We start from the raw sequence: 19,080 nt of genomic DNA on the forward strand, positions 1-19,080 counted from the left end.
ACTGCAGGTCGTGGCGCCGGCTTTCCGCCAGATCCGTGACTAGGGGGCGCATGTTTTGCCATTTCAGGCGTTCCCGTTTCGCGTGCGTCATCGCTATGTACAGCTTTGCAGCATGCGCAACGCATTCCAAACGCCCAACCCCATTGCTCACCCCATCACCGTCTTCTTGTGCGATATGTCTGGCGTAGGTTGGGTGCCTTGCTCGGCTAGCTGACAGAACAGGTTCACAAGCGCCATTTGGGAAAGGTTGCTAACGGTCGTATCCTTTAGTGATGGATTGGCCACCACTATCGCAAGGCACTTCGCGCGGGAGATGGCCACGTTGAGGCGGTTCTTCGAAAATAGGAACTCCATACCGCGCGGGCTTTCGCTCGCGTCGGACGCGCACATCGAAATGATCACGACGGCTGCTTCCTGCCCCTGAAATTTGTCGACAGTCCCGACCTTTGCATATGGTCCAAGCGCATCCTGAAGCTTCCGGCGCTGGTGATTGTACGGGGTGATGAAAAGGATATCGTCCAGCGTGAGCAAGCGCGGTTTATCCGATTCACCGTCCGCGTATGGGCACCCAATCAACTCGGACACCAATGCCTCAATGGCCGCGACTTCTTCATCCGAAGCCTGCGTGTTGCCGTTATGATGCACCGGGTGGAAAACGATGCCCGCTCCCTTTCGGACAAGCGGGCCGTGGGCTTGACGTGCCGATCAGGCGCGTAGAACAAGACGAGCATTGCACCCTATCCCACCGAAACGCACGCTTGCGTTCTTCGCCGGCATAGGTCGAGATACCTATTCGAGCTATTTCAATCAGCGGGGTGGTCGGGCTCTGCATGGCAAAACGCGTTCTGATACTTGGAAGCGGCGTAGCCGGAAATGCGCTGGCCGGTTCTTTGCGGCGCCGTGGGCACGATGTCTACCTGATCGGACCTATGAGGACCGATGCACGCGGATCGATTGGAGAACACCTCGCGCCAGAAGCGCTTCCTCTCCTTCAGGCTCTCGGCGTGGAGGATTTGCTTCAGGACCGGACGCATTTACGAAGTCCCGGAGTAGTCAGTCTTTGGCAAGGCAGAATGGCGACCAAGGACTATTCGTTTTCGCTTGGCGGTGACGGCTACAATCTCGATCGCACCGTTTTCGACACCCATCTCCGTCTATTCGCAGACCAGGTCGGCGTAAGACTGCTTGATGGTGTCTCGCTGACCGCAATTCGACGTGCCGCAAGTTCCTGGATTGTCGAGCTCGGGTCAAAACGATCGAGCATGCGGATCGAGGCGGATCTGCTGGTCGATGCATCAGGACGGTCCGCCACACTGGCCCGGCACTTGGGGGCTCGGAGACGGTTCCTCGACAATCTTATTGCTGTTGCGGGCCGCTATCGCGGAGAAGATCGAGGCAACGCTCGGCTAATCGTCGAATCTGCGGGCGAGGGCTGGTGGTACGCTGCACGTCAGACGCAGCATCGGCGCATCGCTGTTTACATCACAGAGCCGGATGGTGTCGCAGGTTCGGACCGAACTGCGCTTTGGTACAGCAAGCATTCAGAAACTGAGCTCGTGAGAACTCTGGGTCCGCCTGAAGACGCGACAGTAGCCGCATGGGACGCCAGAAGCATGGTTCTCCTGCCACAAGGTGGAGCCGGCTGGATCTCGATCGGTGATGCGGCGATGGCATTCGACCCACTTTCAGCGGCAGGCATCACCAAAGCGCTGGCCGATGCCTGCGCGGTTGCCTCGCTGGTCTCCGACCGAGGACCAATCGAGAGTGAGGGGCTCGGTCGATTGCTTGTGGATCGTGGCAGGCGCTGGCGCGCCTATATTGCCGGGCTCCAGGCCAGCTATGGTGGGCTGGCATCGGATCAGGGGCAGTGGTGGGCTAAGCGCCGTCGCTGGGCAACGGAGCTCGATTCGGTCGAGCCCGCCGGATTCAGCGGTCCTGCAGATGGGGGAAACGCGCTCGCAGATACGAGTGGCGCTCGGAGTCACTAGACCATCCTGCCTTTTGGGCCTGCAGATCAGCTTCGCTTGGCGTTCCCTGGAGCTGACGGAGCGCTGCGAACTCGGCACGAAAGTCTGCTCGTGCCGTTTTCTCCGCATGTAGGTGCTCGACATAGATTTCCTTGGGCACGCCGAGCTGCGCGGCATCGTCAGGCCCGGGCAACAGGCAGACAATTCCGAGCTTTTGAAGATGATCGATCATGCGCTGAATTGCGTTGGCGAATGAAACGTCCGGGCCTAAGGGTGCGTACCAACTTTTGCGGGTCGTGAAGGCGCCGATCCGTTCTTCTGGCGACTTTGTCTTGTCCATCAAGATCTCGTAGTCCTCGCCAGTAAGCACATGGTTGGGCACGCGCGCCGGCCAGAATGTCGGGAGGTAAGGGTCCAGGTCGGGGAAGTACCCTGAGCGACACCCAAGCGTATCCATCTGCCATGGCAATGCCATCCATCGCGTTAGATCGCCCGGCCCTTGCGCCTGAAGGGGACCGTTGGCGGCGAATATGGCCTCTCGTGTAAGCCCGTTCCCGTAGTCTTGTGGCGGCGCCCCTGCGCTTCGCATCCTGATGCGGTATGGAGCTTCGTACAGGCCTGGGTGGCGCAAAAGCCAAGTCAGCTCGCAACCGGGATGAAATGCGTCGGCGAGGCAAAAATGCATTGCGGCGCGATCGAGCAGTCGCGGCTGTTCCGCTAGCGGTACGTCCTCAAACACTTGCACGGACGGTGGACCGCTCCAGTCGGTGTCAAAATGGCCTGCGACCCATTTGTCGACGCTCTTCTTCGCCCGATCCCACAGACTGAGCAGATTGCCAGGCTGATCCGCTTCTGAACCGCCGATGGTTCCAAACGTGTCGCCATAGATCGGCGGCAGCCCTTGCCACGACGTGCTGTCCTTGCCCCGGAATAGATTGGCGAGTGAGCGACGGAGCGGCTGGTAGGTATCGGCCTCGCCGTTGTGGATGCGCGCAATCTTGTCGACGAAGTCAGGATCGGTGAAGTCCGTTACGCCATGTGCGCCGAAGATATTGGCGATGCCCTGGTTAACCCATTGAAGTCGCGCGAGTCGCTCGAACAGGGGGTAAATGTCGTGCGAGAAGGAGGGAAGGGCAGGCCTGTCGAGCCAGCGTGCGTTGGTGAACACGTCCTGCATCAAGTCGTCCAGCGTCCGCCAACCCAGAATGTCGGGAGCAAAATTCGGCGGCGCCGACGCTACCCAGGCGTTGGAGCACGGTATTTTGCGACCATCTATGCGAACCGTGGCCGTGACCGGGCCGTCGGCAATGTCGTCGTACCAGCCGCTGGTGTTGCCGAACCAGTCATCGTCCTCGGTGCTGATAGGCGGCAGCCCCGTCGGCGATCCGCTCACGCCTCTGCCTGCAGCCACCACAAGGCGGCCGGCTTCGTCCGTGGCGAGATCGCCGAGCAGAACCTCCGCCCCAGCGTCCCGATACGTGAAGCGCCCGCTGCACTGAGAAGCGCTATTCCGGCCACCGATCGTCACCGGCCCGGGGTCGATTCTCAGATCCGAGCGCTTCGAGAGCTCGTAGTCCGGATTGCGCCTACGCAGCATCCGATCCTTCATCTCCGGGCGGTCCATCGCAGCGATGAAGATGTACCAAGCCGCCTTGGCGGCTGCGATGTGAACGGTCCATTCGATTTCGGCGTCGTCCGCGGTGAGTTCCTTCACCACCTCGCCATGTTCGTCATACCCATAGATTCGAAAGCGGACGGCTTCGCGCCGGATTGCGCCGGTCTCGTCCCGGCACTGCGCAGCGGTCCGGGGCGCGGGACGCATCACTTCAGGCGCGAGTATCCATTCCTGGCTATTGCCAACGCGTGCGATTCCGATGCCTGGATGGATCTCCGCCCGAACGACTTCTGCTGCCATTGTCCCCCTCCGATCTTTTGTTCCGTCGAACGGCCGCCTCAGAACTTCGCGGTCCGTTGGCCTGCTAGAGCCAGTTGGCAAAACGAGAGACAATGCGGTTTTGAGGCCGCTCTCGCAGTTCCTGCAGGGCCATCGTGTCCATTTCGAGCGCTCCGACGCCCCTGAAGATCACCACAATCGCTTTCTTCATCAGCTCCACGTCCATGCCACCGTGACCGTGGTCATGGCCATGATGGCCGCCATGACCTCCTTCGTCGGCTGGCCCCTCCCAAGGGTCGTCGACATTGACCCACGTGCCGTCGACGACGAACCACTCGACGTCCTTGAGCTGTCTTCGCTTGACCGTTCCGGGCCGTGCGGCTTCCTGCGCCTTGAACCAGTCTTCAATGCGGTGATCGACCCAGCCGTGCAGCCGCCAGAACACCGGGCTGACGTGGGAGGAGAAGGTGGCGCCCAGATGATCGTTCGAGGGATCGAACCAGCCTTGAGCGAAGTCGTCGTCCTGCCGCCCCTCCGGGATGGCCAGTCCGTTTCGGGCGGGATCCCGCTGGACCGAGGTCCAGCGCATATGCATCCAGTTATGGATCGTGAATTCGATCCACGCGCCGAGCTCGCCGAGCGTGACCGTGGCGAGCCAGGCGGGATTGGCGTATTGAACCTCCCACGATCGAAACCGGCCATTGAAGATCGCTGGGGTGCGAAGCGCCGCCAACCAAGCGGTCGTGCTCGCGTCATCCGGCACGATCCAGGCCGGCGGGACCGCATAACCGTCGATGTTGCCGATCACGCGCTTCGCGCGGCCGGGTGCGAAGTCGGCGAGGACGCGGGGCTCGGGTAACCTCTTCCAACCGGCGGGAGCGTTGGCGCCGGCGATGTCGCGAACCGCCTTGATCATACGCCGGTGCATGAACAGGAAATCTTCGCCGGAATGGTTCGCCAGATTGACGGGGCCGAGACCGGCTGACCGTTCTTTGTTGGGTGTTCCGGGCTGCCAATTATTGTCGCGAAGCCAGGTCTTTTGCTCTTCGGCGAGGTCGTCCCAATTGTCCCGGCTCGCATGCCATAGTTGATGATGGAGACGCATCTCGGGACTTGCCAGCATCGCCACGACCGGCGCGGGTAGGGGTGTCGCTATGCGAGACTCCACGAAGTCGTGCTTCACGGCATAGAAGGAATAGCTCGCACCGGCCGGCGTGCCGTCATGCTCTACCGTGCGGACTACGGTCCCGACGAGCGTCGGCCTCTGCTGCGCCGAGGGCTCGAAGTTCGGATGCCGAGGCCAGGTTGGGGCCAGCACACATTGATAATCGTAGATCCATGACTCCCAGGCCGATCCCTTGCGGCCGACAGCGCGGAATGAGACCGACACCGGATCGCCATCCGAATAGGTTCCCTCGAGCGAGAGGAACGGGTACGGCTTTCCAATGCCATCGTCGGCGGGCGTCGGATCAACGCGCTCGCCGAGGTGACCGAACACACGTTTCGTGGCCGGATCGATGTCCAGATAGAGTTCAGCTTGCCAAAGTTGAATCCCTCCGGTCGGTTCGGCTCCCTCCTCGACATTGAAGAAGCTTCTGTAAGTCCAGATACCACGAAGTGCTTCCATGACGTCCCCCCGTAATTCGCACTAGAGTCCGGTTGTCAGCTATTCCTGATGGCCGATGTTCAGGCACCGTTAAGGCCCGGTCGCACCTACCGCGCTGGCACCGAGTACGCCCTCGACGGTGATCTTGTGTTATCGTGGTTCATATCAGCGGCGTCGGCGCTGGGTTCGGCCGCGGCGTGCGCCTCTTTCCTGAGGTCCCGAAGCTGTCCCACGGCCGCAAAGCTGAAAGGAGGCGAGAAACTCGCCAAGGCGAAGCCTTCGTCATGGATTTCCCTCACAAACGTCCGCAGATTATACTTGAGCACGACTTTGCCGCGAAATAAATGCCGGAAATGATTCCTGCTAGGATCTAAGTTACTTATTGCATCAAGTTGGAGGATGGGACATTTGGACGATGGTGACCCGAGGTGCGGCGGAGGTCAGCACCTCGGGGTCATTCGTCGGGTCGTCCAGCTGTTTGCTACGGATATAAGGGGGGTGACTTTGCGATACCGTGCCGGCACTGCCGTGTCGCCCTCGGACTGCGGAAGCGCCACCCGCCGTCGTTGCACGACAACTACGATGCAAACAGACTTCCGATGCGGATGAACTTCACAGGAAAGCGAGAGCGGTGAAGGAGATGCGACATCACGCATTATTGGGAGCAGCGGTGTGCGGCCGCGTTCTAGTTTATCGGCAACTGTCTAGGGGCTGGTTGCCGAGGCCTGCGTTTCTGCAACGCCTGTTCGCCGTTTCGGCAGTACTCATGCTTTGCCTTGGTTCTGGAAGCGCACAAGACCCGTCCTTTCCCGAGCCTCTTCCTGCCGTCGTCGAGCCCGCAAACATAACCGGAAACTGGCAGTTCATCCCCATTCCGCTGCCGGAGAGGAATGTTACGCACATACTGGTCTCCGACAAAAAGGACCGGCTGTGGATCGGAACACCTGGTGGAGTCGCTTTATATGATGGGGTCGAAGCAACTGCGCCCCGCTTCCTGTCCTCCGAGCTGGAGCAACCCATCTATGTGAACTCGCTGGTCGAGCTCGCAGATGAAACGGTTCTCGTTGGCACCATCAACGACAGCCTCTGGCTTTGGAAGAATGGTGTCATCGAAGCGGTCTTTGGCGCGTGCCCGCGCTCGGTCGGAACCTGCTCGCGAGCGGAATGGGCGTTCGCGAAATCGGACGACAATCGCCTTTTCGTTGCGTCCAGTTCATTTGCTCCGCGACGCACCGAAGAACTCAACGCCTTAGCTGCTCGTATCAGCGAAAAGATCACTCCTGTCGAAGTGTCGGCCTCATATCTTGGCTTTGCAGGTGGCAAACTCGTAAGCGTCAGCAATAGCGGAACAGTGTCGCTAATAGACACGGCGACGGGCAAACCCGAGCGCGAACTCGACCTGGACTTAGAACCGTAGTCCTTTGCTCACGCTGTGTCGTTCGCTCCTGGTCAAGTGGTCATCGCAACGACCTCAGCCTGTTTGGGCCTTGATCTGGAACGAGGCCTTGCGCCAATCGTGCTGGCCACGGGCTATTGCTCATCGGGGATGATGCAGCGCGACGGAGCATCGTGGCTCTCCACAAGCCGCCTCTTTCGCCATGATATTCAGGGTTGGCGCAAATGGGAGCCCGAGCAAAGCGGTGCCACGAGAGCCAGAGTCATTGTCGAGGATGGCAATTCCAATGTTTGGGTCGGCGCCTCAACAGGACTTTGGCGTTATGTCGATATCGCGAAGGACCTTGAGTTCTCCGGGGAGCGATTGAGTATCTCGTCGGTTGTGGCTACGGATAGTGGAGATGCCGTTGTCGGTCTTCAGAGCGGCGAAGTTTGGCTCGTTCGACGCAATCTGACGCGCTCGAGCTTGCTGCCCCGGGACATCACAGTCCCAGTTTCACCCTATTACCGCGGCGCGCTTCTCGCCCGAGATGTTTCTGGACAACTGTGGGTTCTAAACGCGAACGGTCTTTTTAAGATCGAAGCCAGCGGCCGGTCGCTGAAGGTCGCGCCGTTCCCAATCCCCCTTGATGTCACTCCGCGCACTCCGGCCGCGCTGGCTGTTTCTGCAACGGGCAAGGCCTGCGTTGGCCTGGTCTGGTCGAACGAGGTTGTCTGTCTCGTTGATGGAGCATGGCAGACAGCGGCAACACTCTTGGAGGACATTGGGGGCAGTGCCGTCGGCGCGGTCGCCTTCACCAAGGAGGACACGCTCATAGCCGCCGGCGTCCTGAGCGTCAAAATGATTGGGGCGAATACGGAAGAGTTCGGACCGTTTCCTCCAGTCCCGTTCGGCAGCAAACATCTTTTCAGCGCGGTCGCGGAGACAACGCTCGTCCCTGGAGCCGACATAGCGGCGTCCGGCGGGTGGGGAGGCACAGTTTTCTTAAAGCGCACCGGCGACACCTACGTCGACACTGGTTATCGTCCACGCTCTCAGGGTGATCAGCCGTACCTAATCCGCCAACTCGTCTCACATCCGCAACTCGGGTTGCTTGCCGGTGCCGACGAGGGACTCTTCATCTGGCAAGGGCCAACTATCGACGGAACATGGATGAGCCTCAGAGAGATGGACCCAAGGCTTGCCGGGAGCATTGAGGCCGTGGCGCCATCGTCCGGACGCAGCTTTTGGGTGGCATCAGGAAGCAGGCTGAGCCTTCTCGAACTTCCGTCCGCCAACCCACAGATACTTTTCGCGCGCTTCCCGGAAGGCGAAACCATCGCGCAAAATACTGTGACTTATCATCTTTCCGTTCCAGACTTGTCGGCCTTCCAGCCCTGAAGACCACAGCAATTACATACGATCCAGTCATACCCAATGCAGAGCGCGTTATCCGTGGCCCAAAAAATCGGGTCGACCTGACTGGTTTGGACGATTGGACAGACTATCGCATCAGTGGCGTTGTGACCGACGGATTTCTCAATTCCGGGTCGCCGGCTACATCGACCTTTGCGGTCCAATTGCCGTTCTATCAGAACCCCTACACTCTGCTGGCCGCATTCGTGGCGACCGTTGCCTTTGTCGGCCTTCTCGTCACCCGCCGCGGACCGACAGGCTTTCTGCTCCGGTCGCTCGGGGGGCTCAAGTGGTCGACCCTGCGGTCTGCTAACCGTTTTGTCCTGGAGGTACAGCAGGTCAGCCCAACACTTGTGCGCTATGAGCTGACGAGCCCATCGGCTCAAAACACCATCACGCTCGCGATTGAAGTGCCCGCCTTGCGCCTGGAAGCCGCGCCACAGTTGGTGTTGCCGGAGCTTACTGCGTTGGCGGAAGAGGAGCTTGCCGCGGAGTTGTCGAGGCGGCAAATGACATGCTTGTGGACATCGAAACCAGTCGCGAGGGTTTGGATAGAATCGAGGCCGGTGAGCCTTCCAACGATCCAAGGGTATTCCGAGCTGATATTGAGCGCGGACTGGCTCGCGCGGCGGAGCTTGCCGTCCAGGGCAACACCTATATGCGCGAGGTAGCCGAGAAGGATCCGGAGCTCAAGCGCGCCATCGAGGCGGCAGAGCAGACCCGAGAGGGGCCGGCAGAAGGGCAGGGCAAAACCCCTGCCAATGTCGATGGCGTGACCGAACAGCAGCGGGATCTCCGCCCCGAGGAGGCTGAGCGCTGGCCGGACGAACCCAACGAGCGCGAGGCCCACGAACTGGCGTCGACCGTAGATGCTACAAATCGGCTGCAGGATAAGTTAAACAGGGACAAGGATGCCACACAACGCGGTGGCGAAACGACACGGACCGATCCGGCGCAACAACACATTCCTCGCCTCGAGGAGCTGGAACGCGAGGAACTAGAAAGAAGGGAACGCGACCGCGACGACCGGGACCGTTAGAGGACGATGTTTAATCGACAGGATTACGTTTACCAGCACAGCGACCCGAAAGGTGACGAGGGGTTTGGCAAGGTATTTGCAATCGTCATCTGTTTTGTTTTCTTCCTGGGCGCACTGCAGGTCGCTTATGAAACGGTGTCTGGCTGGTACCAAAACTTCATGCAGTGGAGCAGCGAAATGCTGGCTTTTTTGGCCGGCTTTTGGCCGTTCTGATAGTTGCGGGCCTCCGGCACTCGCGCCGCGAACATTCTGACTTTCTCCGGGCGGAGGTCTTGCGCTTCGTCCACCAGGACAACTGGAAAGCTTGCAGCTACCCATGCTCGCACGTCGTCACGTTCCAGCAGCATCCCTGCCGCATTGCAGTAGGCGTCGTACTGGTGTGTTTGGAGCGGTGGATCCATGGAGATTATCGATGACGGTGTAGGCATGAGCCGATCCGATGAAATCTGTAAAGCGCACTCGGTCACCCCGTTCCCATCGTGACTCACGGCTATGACTATCTAGTACCTGATGGCCGGGGTTTCTTGGGTGGCTGGGGTCCGTTCCCGGTCCTTGGCTCGATCCTAGCTTCCGCCGCAAGGGCTACGCGGAGATCAGCAAGCGAAAGAAAAACTGCGTGAAGCTTATTGATCGTTTCGATACGATGCTCGCTGACCTTGCCGCAAACCTCCCTTCGCACATGTTAGGTTTCTGGATTTGCGGAACACGCTTTCGACAAGCGCAGCCTACAAGACTTGGTGGGCCAACGAGTTGCACCCAACGCCAAAGGGCTTCCGCAATACGTCCGTCCTGCATCACAGGAAGGGTTAAGGGCATCTTTGCAAGTATGCGGGCAATCCGAGGTCTATGTCCGCCACGGACGAGCATTTACGGCCTGGCCGACCCGCGAAGGCCTGACACTGGTCATCGCCGGATGGCTATACGCTGAATTCGCGGAAACAAGAAAGACGTCGAAGGAAACTACCTGAAAACGATCGAGTTAGCGCCAGATTTTGCCGACCGCCTCCGCGGTGCCAAGCGCAAGGGCGGTTCGTTGGCATGGCCGTGCCGAACTATTTCCGCTGGCCTTACGGTCCTGGTTGGGCTCTCGTAGGCGATGCCGGCTACAACAAGGAATTCATTACCTCGCAACGAATTCTGGACGCTTTCCATGATGCCGAACTCCGCGCGACCGCACTCGACGAATCTTTTTCGGAAGCGCGGCCGTTTGAGGATGCAATGAATGAGTACCAGCGCACGCGACGCGCAGGTAAAGGCGATGTAATAATTCACATGCCAGCTGGCGCCGCTGGAGCCTCCGCCTCCGGAACTACAGCCGCTTCTTGCAACGGCAGCCGGAATGCCATGGATGGCCTCGCGTGGACGAACACCGGACCGCCTGTGGCGTTCTTCGCACCCGAGAACGTGAAGGCGATTACAGCCGCCGCCTCCCGCGAACACCCGCTACGGAGCCGCGCTGTGAACGGCAGTTCATGGCGGGTATTGTTGAAATGTCCGGCGCGCCGCCAAGCAAAGTGTCACTGGTGAAATTCCATCCTTTGTCACACTTCCATCGGCATCTGGATTCCGCAATCGACCGCGGCGGTGCTCGTCGCAGAGGCGATGCGCCGCCGATAGATCACCTATTCAATTCCATGGTAATTGACGATCGCGAAATTACAGGTATTCTGAAAAAATTGTTAGGGGGAAGAAGAATCGCACTGACGGCGGATGCTAAGCTTTTGATATCAGGTTGATACTTTCCTTCGAATCTTGATGAGAAGGAAGCGCTTGTGTTGTTGCCCAGGGCGCGACCTGCCTGAACACGATGGTGCTCACCAGCCCATTTTGATCCAGGCCGCATCGCTAGATGTTTCAATGTGCGTTGCCGATTTGGGTTCGGGTGCGATGGGCTTGGGGGAAAAATGACGTTTGCGCGCGCAATCAGTGTCTTGGCGTTGCTGGTGTCTTCAGTCGTTCCGTTCGCAGCCGGCGCGGGACCGTCCGATTACCCGGCCGCGTCCGTTGCGCCGAAGTTGCAGTCTGGATGGGACGCTGAGCCTAACCAGCTCGATGTTTCTGCTCCGCCAGACGAGGCGCAAGGAGGCATAACGGAAGCGGGGACGCCCATTAACCCGCGGACCGAGGATTTCTTCCCAGCCGAGCAGCGCAACCTCTTTTGGGAGGTCGACCAGGTCGTCGGTCCGGACGGCGGGCTGCATCCATTCCCGTATTCCGACGGATCGAAAGTGCCGCCGGAGGCGCGCGATGCCATCCGCGGCAAGAACACGTGGATTACCTGGGGCGAGGGCAACGAGGTCTTCTGGGACTGGGTGCAGCAGCACGGCTACGGGCTGGCGGACTTCCTCATCCTCATGGATTCGCGCCAGCGCGGGACCCGCTTTGCAAAGTCGGGGCTGATAAACCAGCCGGGCATGCAGGCCCAGCTCGAAAAGGACAAGAAAATCCTCGGCCTCTATCTCGACGAAGCGGTTGCCGGTCAGGTCGAGCTCAAGCAGCCCGATACGGAAACCGACAAGGATATCGACGCCGAGACCGGCAAGCCGGCGGTCCGCCGCGCGCTGCCCGACCAGGCCCCCAAGGAACTGTTCGAGCCCGGCGACCGTCCACTGTACACCGAGGTGCGCTCCAAGCTCGCCCGCGACGGCCTCGACCCCTCGATCTACGGCTATCCCAGCGGCATTGTCGGCCTGCGGCTGTTCCTCAATCCCAATTTCTTCGGCAACACCAAGGCCGCGGAAGGGGCGCGCGGCTATTGGAAGACACGCGTCCAGGATACCAACGACGCCTACTACACAGACCAGGCGATCAATGCCGATCCCAAGCTGGTGCGGCCGTTCCGGGTCAGCATGGCGTGCGGCTTCTGCCATATCGCGCCGCATCCGCTCAACCCGCCCGCCGACCCCGAGAAGCCGGGATGGGCGAACCTGTCCAGCACCATCGGCGACCAGTATTGGGACCCAGTCGCGACCTTCGTCAATCTGAAGACACCGAGCAGCTTCCTCTACCAATTCTTGGCCAGCCAGCAGCCCGGCACCATCGACACCTCGCTGGTCAGCACTGATCACATCAACAACTCCAACACCATTACCGCGGTCTTTGACGTGCCGGCGCGCCTGGAGCGCGCCAAGACCAACCTGCCCGAAAAGCAAAACTCGTCCAACTTGCTGATCCCTTACGCTGAGGAACCGAAGAAGCAGGACGCCAATCCAAGGCTCACGCCGCGCGTGCTGCTCGACGGCGCCGACAGCGTCGGCGTCTTCGGCGCGCTGTCGCGTGTCTATCTCAACATCGGCGCCTATTCGGAGGAATGGAAGCGCCTTCACAACACGGTGGTCGGCTTCACGCCGCAGCGCCCCTTCGCCGTGTCGACGGCGCTGAAGAATTCCGTCTACTGGAAAACCGCCGACAAATACCGCATCCCCTATCTGGCGGCCTTCTTCACCTACAAGAACCCGCAGACCGGCGAGCACGTCACCCAACCCATGCACCTGGCCACCACGGCTGTCGGCAAACCCATCATCGAGGCCGAGAGCGAGGCGGCGGGCAAGGGCCGTGCCGTCTTCATCCAGAACTGCGCGATTTGCCATTCGAGCAAGCAGCCCGACGGCTTCTCGCTGACGTTCTCGCGCGACTGGGCGAGCAAGCAGAAACTCGCCGCCGGCGCGCCGCCGGCGCTGACCCTGCCGATGGATTTCGCCGACTGGACGCAGTTCACTGCCGGGGACGCCTATCGCGAATATGTCAAACAGATCGAAAAGGATGCTGAAGATAAGCTCGCCCCGTTCCTCAAGGACAATTTCCTGTCGAACGAGATCCGGGTGCCGATCACGCTGGTCGGCACGAATTCAGCGCGCGCCGCCGGCACCAACGCCATGCGCGGGCAGATCTGGGACAATTTCTCGTCCGAGGACTACAAGAATCTGCCGGCGGTGGGCGAGGTTCATTTCTTCAATCCGTTCTCTGGCGCGAAGGTCGACGAGTGGGGCAACAACGATACCTACGCACCGCCGGGCGGCGGGCCGGGCTATTACCGGCCGGCCTCGCTGATCAGCTTGTGGGCGACGGCGCCCTACCTGCATAACAACGCGCTCGGGCAATACATGTTCAAAAACGCGCGCGGGGAATACACGCACGATCCCTCGATCGAGGGCCGCCTGAAGGCCTTCGAGGACGGCATCGACAAAATCCTGTGGAAGGAAAAGCGCGAATCGATCGAGCACCGCCGGCCAGGCGACCTGCGCGGCTCGGCGACGCCGGCCGACAGCGACGAGGGCTTCATCTACCGCACCACGCAGGCCAGCTACCTCGACTTTCCCGCCCCCTTCATCCGCCAACTCATCGAAGGCGTGGCTGGTCCGTTCCTGACGTCGGTCCTCACCACCTGGCTGTGGGTGGGTATCGCGCTTGTCGCGCTGGTGCTGGCGGTCGTGGCAAGGCCGCGGCACGCGGGTTTTGTCTTCCTGCTGATCGCCGTGCTTGCCGCCGTAGCGCTGCGCCTCACCCGCATCGACACGATCTATCCGCTGCTGTGGCTCATCCCGGCCGTCGCGGTGGCGGCGACCGCGCTGTTGTGGTTCAGGTCGTGGCCCAGGGACAGCTGGGCCGGCAGGGTTGTGTTCCTGGCGATGAGCGCGGTGTCAATCGTCGTGATGATCGTGGCAACCACCTTCGTCAACGGCGGAATGGGCGGCCTCAAGGTCGGTCCCATACCGGCCGGCACGCCGGTCAATCTCATCATGAACATCAATCCGGAAGCCCCGATCGGCGACCTCATGAACGCGGCGTTCGGCATGACGCGCGGCATCCTGCGTGTGCGCAAGGATTCACTGCATCTGAAACCGGGCGACGAAGCCTGGCAGGCGTTCAAGGACGAGGCGGCTGGTCCCCTGATGCGGGCAATCAAGAACCCAGACTTCGTGCTCGATCGTGGCCACTGGTTTGCCGAGAAGCTGACCGACGAGCAGAAGAAGGATCTCAAGGCGTTCCTGAAGACACTCTAACACTGACCGACCGGGGGCGGGCCGAGCCATGGAAAGAAAAGCGCAGCAGGCTCAGGACGAACAAAAGAGGGAGGCAGAGCGCGAGGCGGCTATCCGGAAGGCGACCGATCCCGCCTCCACCCCATTCGACTACATCGTCATAGGCTCCGGCGCGGGCGGCGGCCCACTGGCCGCGCGGCTGGCGCTCGCCGGCCGGCGCGTGCTGGTCGTCGAGGCCGGCGTCGATCCGGTCGTGAACAACCCGCGGGCGGAGGTCTACAACATCCCTGCCTATAACGGCGCGGCCACCGAAGACCCGGTCACGAGCTGGGACTTTTCGGTACGTCACTATGGCGAGAAGAGCCGCCAGGCGCAGGATAGCAAATACGACCCGACAAAGGACCCTGAAAGCACGGGCGGCAAAGGCAAAGGCGGCATCTTCTACCCGCGCGCCGCCGCGCTTGGCGGCTGTACGTCACATCATGCGATGATCATGATCCGTCCCAACAACTCGGATTGGGACGACATTGCCAAGTTCACCGGCGACGACTCATGGCGGTCGGGGAACATGCAGGGTTATTTCCCGAAGATCGAGAAGAACCTCTATTACGACGTCTACAAGCATTTTTTCGGCCGCATCCTAGGCGGCATCCTGGCGTTCGTGCAGTGGCTTGCCACCTTCATCAACCCGCGCAGCCAGCTCGATCCGAACGGTCACGGCTTCAAGGGCTGGCAGCCGACCAGCTTCATCGATCCGATCGTGATCGCCGCCATCGCGCGCGGCGACTGGACCTTCCTGCGGCTGCTCCTCAACGTTGCCTCGACGGCGCTGACGGGTGGCGGCATCTGGCGCGCGATCAGACGTTTCCAGATCATCCAGTTCCTCGATCCCAACGTCCCGATCAACCGCAGCGTCGGCCGCGAGCAGCGCGAGAAAGATCTGAAGAACCCGCGGCTGTCGCTAATCTCGATCGGAACCGACGGGAAGCAACGCTCCGGATTGCGTGAGTGGCTGGTCCAGGTGGCGGCCGACCTTCCCGACCACCTGGTGCTGCTGACCGGGGCGCATGCGACCCGGCTGATCTTCACCAAGGATCAAAACGAGCCGGCGCCGCGGGTCGTCGGCGTCGAGGTCGTGCGCGGCGCCTATCTATACAAGGCGAGCAAGGGCAACCTCACCGACGCGGATCGCAGCAAGGCGGTCAAGGACGGCACCGCGAAATATTTCGCGTCGGCGGAAGTCATCGTCTCGGGAGGATCGTTCAACACGCCGCAATTGCTGATGCTGAGTGGCATCGGCGACGCCGCCATGCTGAAGGCGCTCGGCATCGCCGGCCCGCGCGACGCCGATGGGACTGAGCTCACGCCGGTGATCGACCTGCCCGGCGTCGGCCGCAACCTGCAGGACCGCTACGAGGTCAGCGTCATCTCCGAGATGAAGAGCGAGTTCTCGACGCTGAAGGATGTCAGCTTCATACCCGGAGACATCAAGGACCCGGTGTTCAAGCAATGGGAGAAGGACAGGACCGGCCTCTACGCAACCAATGGCGGCGCGCTGGCGATGCTCCTCGCCTCGTCCGCCGGCATGGAAAAGGTAAAGAACAGGGATGAGATCAAGGCAGACCTGTTCATCTTCGGGGTTCCCGCAGCCTTCCGCGGCTACTATTGGAACTGGTCTAACGAACTTCTGAAGCCGACCAAGGGCGCGCTCAAGGATCAGCGCAATCTTTGGACCTGGGTGATCCTGAAGGCCTATACCGACAACAATTATGGCAACGTGAAGTTGCGCAGCAGCGACCCGTTCGATGTGCCCGACATAAACTTCCGCTCCTTCGTGGAGGGCCCGCCCGGCCACGTATCCGACATTGCAGCGCTGTGCGAGGCGGTCGAGCGCACGCGCGCGATCAACGCTAAGATCAAGGGGATGAAGGGCGAAATCCAGCCCGGCGCGAGCAGGCCGGACGCTTCGGCCGATCTTAGCCAGTGGGTGCAGGACGAGGCGTGGGGGCATCACGCCTGCGGCACCTGCCGCATCGGCTCGGATCGGCAATGGCGACCCGACGTGACGGCGCTGCAGGACAGAAATGCCGTCCTGCATAGTAGCTTCAAGGTGCATGGCATCGACCGGCTTCGCGTCGTAGATGCCTCAGTGTTCCCGAAGATCCCTGGATATTTCATCGTCACGCCGGTGTTCATGATCGGCGAGAAAGCGGCCGATACGATCCTCGCGGATTCGGCGACTTATCCAGCTAGAATCGAAGAACTCGAAGCCAAGGCGGTCTACGAGCGCCGCGGCAGGCCGATCGGTGGCCAGAATGCAACATCAGCCGAGAAGCTCTTGCCGCGGGACAGCATCGGGCTGGCGCTCTCCGGCGGCGGCGTGCGTGCCGCTACCTATTGTCTCGGCGTCCTACAGGCACTAGCCGCCACAAAGATGCTGCCACGCATCGATTTCCTCTCCCCGGTCTCGGGAGGCGGCTACATTGCCGGTTTCCTGGGACGCCTCTATTCGCGGATGGCTCCGGATACGCCGCATAAGGCCGAGCGTATCGAAGCGATCGTCAATGACCCGAACTCCTCCGAGATCTGGTGGTTGCGGCGGCACGCCAACTATCTCGCCGGCGCAGGGCGCTCCGATCTCGAGACGAACCTGGCAGTCTTCGCCCGCAACCTCGCGACCGTGCTGTTTTGCGTCGGCGCGCTATTTCTGGCCGGGCTGGGTGCGCTGCGCTTGATTGCCGACTGGGCCTTTCCTGCCGGCTCCGCAGGCTGGGAGATCGCGGCAATCCCCGTCTCGCCCTGGTGGCGGGCGCCAACCGCCGTGCTGCTTTTGGCTGCGCTGCCGCTTGCCATCGGCTACTGGCTGACGCCGCCTTCGCGCTCAAGATGGTCGTATTCTATCTTCGGCGTGCTGGCCTGGCTGATGCTGCTTGGCAGCGCGATCGTCGCCACTGGCATAACGGGTCTGAGAACCTGGGGCCTGGTTGCCACCGGCGTGCTCATCCTGGCCTGGCTGTGGCAGGAGGGCGTGCGCCTGGGTGTGCATCCGGAGGCGCGCCGGAAAGGCTTCACCGCGCTCTATCACAATCGCCTGGCGCGCGCACTGGGCAGCGTGCTGATTCTGTTTGCCGCAACGGTGGTCTTTGTTGTCATCGATTCGCTTGCCCGCATCGCTTCGACCAAACCGATCGTTCCTATCATGGCCGGCTCGGCCTTGATCGTTTCGCCTTTCCTACCGTTTATCCGCGACCTTGCCGTTTCCCTCATACCGGCGAGCGTCACCGCGACGGCGGAAAAGGTTGGCATCCGCACCAGCAGGATCGCGCTCAACATCCTAGCGTTCTCGCTGGCCGCCCTCCTGTTCTTTGCCGTGGATGTGATCGCCCATGGGGCGTTCGAAAGGGGCCAGTTGATCGGCATCTGGGTCGTCGCAGCGTCGCTGGTCGTTTCCCTGGCACTCGGCCAGGCGCTAAGTTTTCTCAACATGTCGTCGTTGCAGCAGCAACTCACCCAGAAGATCGCCCGCACCTTTCTCGGCGCCACCAACGACGAGCGCATCCATCCCGTCGGGACCACGCCTCCGGTTCCGGTCCAGGTTTCCGATGCGAATGACGACACGTGGCTCAGCCAATACCATCCGGAGAAGAACGGCGGGCCGCTGCATTTACTCAACGTCTGCATCAACCAAACCGTAGACCATATATCGGGGCGCCAGCTTAGCCAGAACAAAGGCCTGTCGATGTGTCTGGGGCCGACGGGCATCAGCGTGGGCCGCCACTATCACGCGACGTGGGAGAAGCGCCGATCCGACCTGCCGCTGAGCCAAGTCGAGGTCCGCGCGCTGCCTGCAGCCCCCGATCCCCATCAGTTCCATGTGCTGGCTCGATCCGGCAGCGAAACGGCCACGGTAGAGCATCTGACGTTGGGGCGCTGGATGGCGATTTCGGCGGCATCGGTGTCCACCGGAGCCGGGCGCAGGAGCAGCCTGCCGATGTCGCTGCTCCTGGGACTGCTGAACGTGCGCCTCGGCTATTGGTGGAACAGCGGCATCAATCCGGGTCGGCGACCCGGGCGCTACCCGCCCGATCTGTGGCGGCGCATCAAGTCGCTGCCCTCCACCGTCTTTGCCGCGCAGGCATTGCTGCTCAACGAATGGCGCGGCTATTTCGAAGGGCCGAGCGCTAGGCGCTGGTACCTTAGCGATGGCGGGCATTTCGACAATACTGGCGTCTACGAACTCATCCGGCGCCGTCTGCCGTTCATCATTGCCGTTGATGCTGGCCAAGACGAAGGATACGAGTTCGACGATCTGGCCATCCTGATGCGGCAGGTGCGTCTCGATTTCGGAGCGGAGTTGAACTGGCTCGATCCCGGGGCTGCGGGCGCCAAACCCTGGAGCAGCCTGAACGCGGCCGCAGCCACCCAGGAGGCGACGATACCGGCCTGGATTCAGGCCCTCATACAGCATCCGGAGGTGATCGGTGGGCTCGGTAGCATGAAACGTGACGGCCCGTCCTGCGCGGCACTGGCGCGGATTTCTTATCCCGACAGAGAAAGCTGGCTTTTGCTGATCAAGGCCAACCTTGCCCCGAAGGTCCGGGCCGACGTGAGAAACTACGCGCTGATGCATCCGAGCTTCCCCAACGAGCCGACGCTCGATCAGTTCTTCGACGACGACCAGTGGGAAAGCTACCGGTCGCTGGGCGAATGCGCCGCCAGGGCACTGTTTGACCAATGATGCCGACGTTGTCGCTTAGCGTCCGCGTTCACCACTTCGTCATCCTTGGGCAAGCGAGCAGAG

The 19,080-nt window shown here is 61.1% G+C and carries 11 protein-coding genes; 8 read left to right on the forward strand and 3 right to left on the reverse strand.

From position 1 onward, the window contains the following. Positions 1 to 147: 147 nt before the first annotated feature. On the reverse strand, positions 148 to 645 hold the full coding sequence (locus IHQ72_RS36395) for an AAA domain-containing protein (RefSeq protein WP_258124306.1): 498 nt from the start codon (positions 643 to 645) through the stop codon (positions 148 to 150). Positions 646 to 830: 185 nt separating this feature from the next. Here IHQ72_RS36395 and IHQ72_RS36400 point away from each other — a divergent pair, with 185 nt between their 5' ends. Beyond that, a complete protein-coding gene (locus IHQ72_RS36400) occupies positions 831 to 1,988 on the forward strand; it encodes an NAD(P)/FAD-dependent oxidoreductase (protein WP_258124307.1) in 1,158 nt (385 codons plus the stop codon). Here IHQ72_RS36400 and IHQ72_RS36405 read toward each other — a convergent pair. Both IHQ72_RS36405 and IHQ72_RS36410 read right to left on the reverse strand, forming a co-directional pair. Then, positions 1,927 to 3,882, reverse strand: coding sequence for a LodA/GoxA family CTQ-dependent oxidase (locus IHQ72_RS36405; protein WP_258124309.1), 1,956 nt, complete (start codon positions 3,880 to 3,882; stop codon positions 1,927 to 1,929). The two genes, IHQ72_RS36400 and IHQ72_RS36405, sit on opposite strands and share 62 nt — an antisense overlap. Before the next feature lie 64 nt (positions 3,883 to 3,946). Continuing rightward, positions 3,947 to 5,488 (reverse strand): hypothetical protein, encoded by a 1,542-nt coding sequence (locus IHQ72_RS36410; protein ID WP_258124310.1) that lies wholly within the window; start codon positions 5,486 to 5,488, stop codon positions 3,947 to 3,949. Between the two features lie 610 nt (positions 5,489 to 6,098). On the opposite strand from IHQ72_RS36410, the gene IHQ72_RS36415 reads away from it, so the two are divergent. The 7 genes from IHQ72_RS36415 to IHQ72_RS36445 all read left to right on the forward strand — a co-directional run bounded on the left by IHQ72_RS36415 (position 6,099) and on the right by IHQ72_RS36445 (position 19,017). Further along, positions 6,099 to 6,884 (forward strand): hypothetical protein, encoded by a 786-nt coding sequence (locus IHQ72_RS36415; protein WP_374120436.1) that lies wholly within the window; start codon positions 6,099 to 6,101, stop codon positions 6,882 to 6,884. Between the two features lie 99 nt (positions 6,885 to 6,983). Next, positions 6,984 to 8,243 (forward strand): hypothetical protein, encoded by a 1,260-nt coding sequence (locus tag IHQ72_RS36420; protein ID WP_258124312.1) that lies wholly within the window; start codon positions 6,984 to 6,986, stop codon positions 8,241 to 8,243. Between the two features lie 529 nt (positions 8,244 to 8,772). After that, on the forward strand, positions 8,773 to 9,297 hold the full coding sequence (locus IHQ72_RS36425) for a hypothetical protein (RefSeq protein ID WP_309508989.1): 525 nt from the start codon (positions 8,773 to 8,775) through the stop codon (positions 9,295 to 9,297). 6 nt (positions 9,298 to 9,303) lie between these two features. Next, positions 9,304 to 9,510 (forward strand): hypothetical protein, encoded by a 207-nt coding sequence (locus IHQ72_RS36430; RefSeq protein WP_258124314.1) that lies wholly within the window; start codon positions 9,304 to 9,306, stop codon positions 9,508 to 9,510. 1,145 nt (positions 9,511 to 10,655) lie between these two features. Then, a complete protein-coding gene (locus IHQ72_RS36435) occupies positions 10,656 to 11,033 on the forward strand; it encodes a hypothetical protein (protein WP_258124315.1) in 378 nt (125 codons plus the stop codon). A 168-nt stretch (positions 11,034 to 11,201) separates the two neighbouring features. Continuing rightward, a complete protein-coding gene (locus tag IHQ72_RS36440) occupies positions 11,202 to 14,300 on the forward strand; it encodes a hypothetical protein (protein ID WP_258124316.1) in 3,099 nt (1,032 codons plus the stop codon). Between the two features lie 28 nt (positions 14,301 to 14,328). Further along, on the forward strand, positions 14,329 to 19,017 hold the full coding sequence (locus IHQ72_RS36445) for a GMC oxidoreductase (protein ID WP_258124319.1): 4,689 nt from the start codon (positions 14,329 to 14,331) through the stop codon (positions 19,015 to 19,017). The last annotated feature ends 63 nt before the right edge of the window (positions 19,018 to 19,080 follow it).

The organism is Mesorhizobium onobrychidis (assembly GCF_024707545.1).
Lineage (GTDB): Bacteria > Pseudomonadota > Alphaproteobacteria > Rhizobiales > Rhizobiaceae > Mesorhizobium > Mesorhizobium onobrychidis.